Consider the following 7,037-nt stretch of genomic DNA (forward strand, 5'->3'; position numbering starts at 1 on the left):
TTCAGTGGCGAAGGCGACCCCCGAGTCTGACACTTCAGTCCTCGCCGGCAGCGTCAGAGGTGTATAAGAGACAGGTGCACGACACCGGGCCCCGCCCCTTGCTGTTGCTGACGACCGCGTCCCTGACGGCCCGGCCGTCAGGCGTAGTACGTCATGGCCTCCTGCACGGTGAGCACCTCGATGTCCCGCTTCTCGATCTCCTTGAGCAGCTTGCCCAGACCGGCCTGGCTGATCTCGGTGCTGGTCTTCGGCGGCCCCGCGGTCAGCTTGTGCAGACACAGGATCAGCCAGTCACCGCTCTCCGCGCACCGGTCCAGCTGCCCGCCGGGACCGATGACCTTGGCCAGCGTCGTACCGCCGATCCCCGAGCCGTCGTTGATCCCCGTCAGCGCCTTCAGGCGGTACGGCATCGCCGGTGCGAAGGACTCGATGGTCTCGGAGATGATCGACCGCGCCGTGGTGAAGTGGCGCGCGGCGAGCAGATCGACGGGCACGCCGTCGGTGGTCTTCTGGAACGCGCCATGGGGATACGCGAAGTGCTCACTGGTGAAGCCGTTGGCGACCAGCCACTCGCGCAACCGCCGGAAGTCCTCGTCCACTTGTTCCGCGGTGAGCTTGGCGTAGCTCGCGGTGTGCGCCGAGTTGGCGTACGAATGCCCGGCCATCTCCCAGCCCGAGGAGTCCTGCAGGCTGCGCATCTCGTCGATGGTCAGAAACGTGCCGGTGCCGATGGCGTCGGCGATGTTGTAGATGGTGCCGGGCATGCCCAGCTCGTCCATGACCGGGCGTCCCAGATCATGGATCGACTGATGGGAGTCGTCGAAGGTGATCGACACGACGCCCTTCGGGAACTTCGTCGTCGTGTCCGGCACGACCTCCACGGCCTGCAGGTTGTAGGTCACCTTCCCCGCGCCGTCGTCGTACACCGCGAAGGACAGATCGGTGAAACCGTTCTGCACCGAGGGCTTCCCGGTGGACGAGAGCGCGTACGCACCCGAAGCGGCGGCGACATCGGCCCACTGCAGGTGGACGGTGACCCATTCACCGGACTGCACATAGTTGGCGGCGGTCTTCGAGTGGCTGTGGAAGCGCCAGCTGAAGGTGTCCTTGAAACCGCCGCTGCCCAAGTAGAAGACCATCTTGGAGAGATGATCGACGTTCTCGACGCGGAAGATCAGCCGGAGCATCTTGCCGGTGAGATTCATCGCCGGCAGAGCGGACTTGCGGATGTACGACTGCGCTCCGGCACCTGTCGTCGTGGCCCGCGCGGACTGCGTCCCGCGCGTGAACACCTCGGTGTCGTCGGGGGACGACGAAGCGGTGCCGGAGCCGCCTATGGACCAGCCGTGCCCCTTCTGGAACTGCTGGCTCCACGTGGCCCGGCGATAGCGCGGCCGACGGCCCGAGGGAGCGAACGACGGCACGGTCAGACCGTCCACCTGGCTGCCGGCGGGCAGGCTCAGGGCGCCGGTGGCGGATGCCGCCTGCGCGGTGGATGGCATGACGAGGTCCTTGCCGAGCACACCCGCGGCCGCGCCGCCCGCGGTCAGCAGCCCGCCGAAGCCCATGAACTTCAGGGCCGAGCGGCGGTTCTGCCCCTTGCCGCCGTCGTCGCCGCTCTTTCCGCGGCCGGCTCGCCGTTCGCCGCCGGCGTCGTTCCCGCGGCCGTCCGGACGGCTTTCGGGGCTCGCGGGCGTGCTGGGCACGGGGTCGGGCTGCCGGCCGTAGGCGGGTTCGGGGCGTTGGCCGTACGCCGGGTCGGGGCGTTGGCCGTACGAGGGGTCGGGCTGCCGGCTGTACGCGGGGTCGGGCTGCCCGTACGCCTCGTCGAGCGGCCGGCCGTAACGGTCGGTGCGTGGCCGGCCGTATCCGCCCTCGGAGTATCCGTATCCGGGATCCTGGTCCCCGTATTCGGGCCCGCCCGCCGGGTAGTTGCTGTTGCTCAAGGCGACTCCTCGGTTCCTACAGGGTGAGGACGGTCGACGTGATCCCCCCGGATCCCCCGGACCTTGCGGCTCCCCCGGCCCCTGCGACTTCCGGCTCGGCGAGGCGTCACGCCTGCGACGTCAGGCAACGGAAGATGTGATTTATGTGCCCGGAGTATAGCCGCGCGGCAGAATCCGCCATCGGCCGACGGCGGATTGTGATGTGGGCCGTGGGATCCTGGCCGAGTGACAGGACAGGTGCCGCTCGACGATCTCGTACGGCTGCGGCGCGCCCGCGACATGATGGACCGCGACTACATGGAGCCCCTCGACGTCGAGCGGCTGGCCCGGCATGCGCACATGTCGGCCGGGCACTTCTCGCGCAGCTTCCGGGCCGCCTTCGGCGAGACGCCGTACAGCTATCTCATGACGCGGCGGATCGAGCGCGCCAAGGCGCTCCTGAGGCGCGGGGATCTGTCGGTCACCGAGGTGTGCTTCGCGGTCGGCTGTACCTCGCTGGGGTCGTTCAGTACGCGCTTCACCGAGCTCGTGGGGGAGTCGCCCAGCGCGTACCGGGCGCGGGACCACGAGGACATCTCCGACATCCCGGCGTGCGTCGCGATGATCTACTCGCGGCCGCTGCGGAAGGCCAAGCCGGACGCGAAGCCGGACCCGAAGAAGGGCTAGCACGCGACCCCGGCGGGTCGGTCACGAATGGAGAAGCGGGGTGGTCGGGCCCGGCCGTACCGTAACGCCATGGATATCAAGCTGAAGCAGTGCTTCATCGCCGTCGACGACCACGACAAGGCGCTCGCCTTCTACCGCGACGCACTCGGCCTCGAAGTGAAGAAGGACGTCGGCTTCGAGGGCATGCGCTGGGTGACGCTCGCCTCGCCGACGCAGCCCGATGTCGAGGTGGTCCTCGAACCGCCGCTGGCCGACCCCAACGCCTCGCCCGACGACCGCCAGGCCATGGCCGAGCTGATGGCCAAGGGCATGCTGCGCGGCGTGATCTTCTCGACCGAGGACTGCGACGCGACCTTCGACCGGCTCGCGGCCTCGGGCGCCGAGGTCATCCAGGAACCCATGGACATGCCGTACGGCGTACGCGACTGCGCCTTCCGCGACCCCGCCGGGAACCTGCTGCGGTTCGCCCAGCGCCCGAAGACCGCCTGAGCCGCCTGCGTTTGGGGCGTGGCTACGGCTTGCGCCCCACCGCGCAGAACTCGTCGACCTCCGCCGGCTGCCCGAAGGGATTCTCCGACGGGCGCCAGCGGGAGCAGGACACCACGCCGGGCTCCAGGAGGTCGAGGCCGTCGAAGAAGCCGGCGATCTGCTCGGGGTTGCGCAGGTGGTAGGTGGGGCGGCCGACCTGGTTCCAGATGGCGATGGCCTGCTCGAAGGCCTCGCCGGTGACGACGTTGGTGCCGTCCGCGGTGACCAGGTAACTGCCCGAAGGCAGCCCGTCCACCAGGCGCTTGGCGATCGAGGTCGCCTCCGCGGTGTCCTCGATGTGGCCGAGGATGTTCAGCATGCAGAGCGCTACGGGCTGTTCGAGGTCGAGCAGCTTGCCCGCGCGTTCCAGGATCAGGTCCGGATCGCGCAGATCCGCGTCGATGTAGTGCGTGGCCCCTTCGGGGCTGGACGTGAGCAGGGCGCGGGCGTGCGCGAGCACGACCGGGTCGTTGTCCACGTACACGATGTGCGCGTCGGGCGCCGTGCGCTGCGCGATCTGATGGGTGTTGTCGTGCGTGGGCAGACCCGTGCCTATGTCGAGGAACTGCCGGATGCCGGCCTCGCCCGCGAGATATGTCACCGCGCGGCTGAGGAAGGCACGGGAGTGCTTGGCGATCGGCACGATGGACGGGTAGATCTCGAAGAACTGGTCACCGATCGCGCGGTCGACCTCGTAGTTGTCCTTGCCGCCCAGCCAGTAGTTCCAGATGCGGGGCGAGCACGGGACGGTGATGTCGATCGCCGGGCCGGGCGCGGGGGCTTCTGCGGTCATGGGGCATCTCCTGAGGGGACGTACAGGATGTATGCGTTACGCGGGGACACGCGCCCTGCATGCGGTACGCAGGGATACGCATCGGCTCAGTAGTACTCGTCGAGCAGCTGCTCCAGGAACCGCACGCTGGCCTCGGTGGTCGAGGCGGCCGCGCTGACCTGGTCCATCACCATCATGTAGTTCTCGACATCGGCTCGTTTGTCGAGATACAGGGCGCTGGTGAGCTGTTCGAGATAGACGATGTCCGGCAGGTCCGGCTCGTCGAAGCGCAGAATCGTTATCGGCCCGCCCGCCGCGGCGAGCCCGCCGGCGCCGAACGGCGCCACCTGCAGCGTGACATGGGGCAGTTCGGCGATCTCGATCAGGCGGCGCAGCTGGGTGCGCATCGTGAGGCGGCCGCCCATCGGACGGCGCAGCGCGGCCTCGTCCACCACGAACCAGAGCTTCGGTGCCTCGGGCCGGGTGAGCAACTGCTGCCTGCGCAGCCGCAGTTCGACCTTGCGCTCGATCTCGCGCACCGAACCGCGGGCCTCACCGAGGCTCACCACGGACCGTGCGTAGTCCGCGGTCTGCAGCAGACCGGGCACGAACTGCACCTGGTAGCTGCGTATCACGGCGGCCGCTTCCTCCAGGCCGAGGATCGTCTCCAGCCAGCTGGGCATGACGTCGCTGTACTTCTGCCACCAGCCGGGGGTGCTCGCGCGCCGCGCCAGCTCGAGATACTCCGCCCGCTCCTCGGCGCCGGAGACACCGTAGAGCGTGAGCAGGTCGGCGACGTCCCGCTCCTTCTGGGCCACCCGGCCCAGCTCCACGCGGCTGATCTTCGCGTGCGAACCGCGGATCGCGTCACCGGCCTCTTCGCGCGTGATCCCGCGCGCCTCGCGCAGCCGGCGCAGCTGGGTGCCGAGCACGATGCGCAGCACCGTGGGCCCGCCGTGCCGCTGAGCAGGTGTCGACCGGAGTTCGGACGCCCCCGCCACCTCGGGAGCACCCTCTGCCCGAGAGCCCGTCATGCCATCCCCAAGTTCTCGAATCCGCTCGAACAGGGGAGACCCCATGCGCTCCCCGTCGTGTACGCCGTGGATCGGCGAGTTCCGTTGTGACCGGTGGCCGCAGGCGCAGAAAACAGGGCCCGGGCCGCCCGGCGGCTCAGTGTCGCACCGGCGCGCGCCACGTGTACAGCGTTCCGAACTAAACGTGGTCCAGACTTAGTTGGGCGCCTACGCACGGTAGTCGCGGTACGCGTACGGGTTCTCCGACGCTACGTCAGGTCTATGCGTACCGGTTCTCCGGCCCTACGTCAGGTCGTCGAAGTCCCCGTCCTTGGCCCCCGCGACGAACGCCGAAAGCTCGGCTCTCGTATAGATCAGCGCGGGCCCGTCGGGGAAGCGGGAGTTGCGCACGGCGATCTGCCCGTCGGCGAGTTCCGCGACTTCGACGCACTCCCCGTTGGCGTTGGAGCGCCCGCTCTTGCGCCACCGGACACCCTCGAGCGCGGCCGCGGACATGCCGTTGTCATAGTCCCCGGTAAAGGCGTGTGGTGAGCGCATGCGAATCTCTCCCCCTGGGCGTGTACGTGCGGATGTACTTGCAAGCGTAAGCACAGACGTACTTGCAGATGTTCTTGCAGGCGTTCTTGCCGATGTGCTTGCAGTGGCGGGAGGGGACACCCCACCATGTCGGCGTATGGCCCCATGACCAAGGGCCTTGTCGAACAGGGGAGTTCAGGTGACGACTGCCGCAAGCCGCCCGGAGGAGCTGTTGCTTCCCGCAGCAGTGACCGGTGCCGACTCGGCGACTCTGTCGCTCCCCGCCGACTTCGGATCGGAGAAGGCGGCCTGGGCGTTCGTGGACGCGACCCTGGACCGCTGGCGGTGCACCGCGCTCGCTCCCCGGGTGCACACCGCCGTCGGCGAGCTGGTGGCCAACGCGCTGGAACACGGCCTGTCCGGCGTCGATGCAGAACCCTTTCCGCACCCGCTGGTCGTCGCCGTCCTGAGCGAGGGCCCGGACCTCCTGTGCGCGGTCTTCGACCCGGGCCCCGGCCTCCCGGCCAAGTCGGCGGGCCACGGCCTGCACGTGGTCGACGCGGTGAGCGACGCCTGGGGCTGGACCGAACCGGGTCCCTGGGGCAAGGGCGTATGGGCGGCGGTGACCCGGTCCGGCGGCGGCCCGGCGCCGGCCACCGTCCAACGCCTGCTCCTCCTCGCGGAGTTCTTCACGGGCAACGAGCAGCCCCGCCTGGTCACCGCGAAGGCGGCGCCGAGCGTGACGGGGCTGCTTTAAAGGAACGGGCGGGCAGAGCGCCCTTCAGAGGATCCCCGCCCCCCGAGCCGCCCTGATCCACTGCGGGAACTCGGACAGCAGCCGGTCGTAGAGCTCCTCGTCGGAGACCTTGTCGATGTCGTCGACGGCGAAGAAGCCCACGTTGTCCACGCGCCGGCCCGGCAGGGTGTCGAAGCGTTCGAGCACGCCGTACGAGGCGCGTCCGAGCCCGACGAACTGCCAGAACACCGGTTCCTCGACGGCCTCGCGCAGCTGGGCCTCGATCGCCGCGTTGCGGTAGACCCCGCCGTCCGAGAAGAACAGCACCAGGGTCGGATCGGCCGAGGGATGCTCGCGGACGTACGAGCGCACCTCGGCGATGACCTTCTGCTCCTCGTTCTGGATGCCGACGAGCCGCATGTCGACCTGCTCGTCGAGCAGGCCCTTCTTACGCTTCTTCGGCCGCAGCAGACTGATCTCGCCCACCCGCACGTGCAGTTGGAGCCAGCGCGGCAGTTCACCCAGCCACAGGTCGGGCAGCCGGGCCGGGTTGGACGCGAAGGTCCACGCCTGCATCGCCCCGTCGTCGTCCAGCTGCGCGACGACGGCGGCCATCCGCTCCACGACGCCCGCGACCGTGCCGCGCTGATAGAGCGCCGACATGGATCCGGACGCGTCGAGCACCAGGATCACCCGGGCCTTCACCCCGGTCGCGCCGTGCTTGGCGAGGCTGACGGCGACCTTCTGCTTGCGCAGATCGAGGCGCTTGCGCATGTCGACGGGGAGGTTCTCCTCGCCCTTGGTCATACGGGGAGGAGGCGGGGGAGTCGGCGCGAGGG

8 protein-coding genes are annotated in these 7,037 nt (G+C 69.1%); 3 read left to right on the forward strand and 5 right to left on the reverse strand.

Features of this window, described 5'->3' with window-relative positions; all coding sequences use genetic code 11:
• Positions 1-137: 137 nt before the first annotated feature.
• Complete coding sequence (locus G6045_RS38055) at positions 138-1,946, reverse strand: polysaccharide deacetylase family protein (protein WP_235968568.1); 1,809 nt, start codon at positions 1,944-1,946, stop codon at positions 138-140.
• A gap of 237 nt (positions 1,947-2,183) precedes the next feature.
• Here G6045_RS38055 and G6045_RS38060 point away from each other — a divergent pair, with 237 nt between their 5' ends.
• Together G6045_RS38060 and G6045_RS38065 are read left to right on the forward strand one after the other, a co-directional pair.
• Positions 2,184-2,612 carry a helix-turn-helix transcriptional regulator gene (locus G6045_RS38060; protein ID WP_165336822.1) on the forward strand — a complete coding sequence of 143 codons (429 nt, stop codon included), beginning with the start codon at positions 2,184-2,186 and terminating at the stop codon, positions 2,610-2,612.
• Positions 2,613-2,681: 69 nt separating this feature from the next.
• Positions 2,682-3,101 (forward strand): VOC family protein, encoded by a 420-nt coding sequence (locus G6045_RS38065; protein WP_165336815.1) that lies wholly within the window; start codon positions 2,682-2,684, stop codon positions 3,099-3,101.
• Between the two features lie 22 nt (positions 3,102-3,123).
• Here the strand turns inward: G6045_RS38065 and G6045_RS38070 are convergent, their stop codons facing one another.
• The 3 genes from G6045_RS38070 to G6045_RS38080 form a co-directional block, all read right to left on the reverse strand.
• Positions 3,124-3,933 carry an SAM-dependent methyltransferase gene (locus tag G6045_RS38070; protein ID WP_165336816.1) on the reverse strand — a complete coding sequence of 270 codons (810 nt, stop codon included), beginning with the start codon at positions 3,931-3,933 and terminating at the stop codon, positions 3,124-3,126.
• Between the two features lie 86 nt (positions 3,934-4,019).
• Positions 4,020-4,946: a helix-turn-helix domain-containing protein gene (locus tag G6045_RS38075; RefSeq protein ID WP_165336817.1), complete on the reverse strand. Its 927-nt coding sequence runs from the start codon at positions 4,944-4,946 to the stop codon at positions 4,020-4,022.
• 282 nt (positions 4,947-5,228) lie between these two features.
• Positions 5,229-5,483, reverse strand: coding sequence for a DUF397 domain-containing protein (locus tag G6045_RS38080; protein ID WP_165336818.1), 255 nt, complete (start codon positions 5,481-5,483; stop codon positions 5,229-5,231).
• 178 nt (positions 5,484-5,661) lie between these two features.
• Between G6045_RS38080 and G6045_RS38085 the strand changes: the two genes are divergently transcribed.
• Positions 5,662-6,219, forward strand: a complete 558-nt coding sequence (locus G6045_RS38085; RefSeq protein WP_165336819.1) for an ATP-binding protein — start codon at positions 5,662-5,664, stop codon at positions 6,217-6,219.
• A 24-nt stretch (positions 6,220-6,243) separates the two neighbouring features.
• Here the strand turns inward: G6045_RS38085 and G6045_RS38090 are convergent.
• On the reverse strand, positions 6,244-7,037 hold a 794-nt coding region (locus G6045_RS38090; RefSeq protein WP_165336820.1), incomplete at its 5' end, for a vWA domain-containing protein.

The sequence above is a fragment of the Streptomyces mesophilus genome (genome assembly GCF_011044995.1).
GTDB lineage: Bacteria > Actinomycetota > Actinomycetes > Streptomycetales > Streptomycetaceae > Streptomyces > Streptomyces mesophilus.

Bases quoted from the DNA above. Each gene is read 5' to 3' on its own strand.
- G6045_RS38065 (WP_165336815.1), top strand. From the start codon at position 2,682: ATGGATATCAAGCTGAAGCAGTGCTTCATCGCCGTCGACGACCACGAC.
- G6045_RS38075 (WP_165336817.1), bottom strand. From the start codon at position 4,946: ATGACGGGCTCTCGGGCAGAGGGTGCTCCCGAGGTGGCGGGGGCGTCC.
- G6045_RS38070 (WP_165336816.1), bottom strand. From the start codon at position 3,933: ATGACCGCAGAAGCCCCCGCGCCCGGCCCGGCGATCGACATCACCGTC.
- G6045_RS38080 (WP_165336818.1), bottom strand. From the start codon at position 5,483: ATGCGCTCACCACACGCCTTTACCGGGGACTATGACAACGGCATGTCC.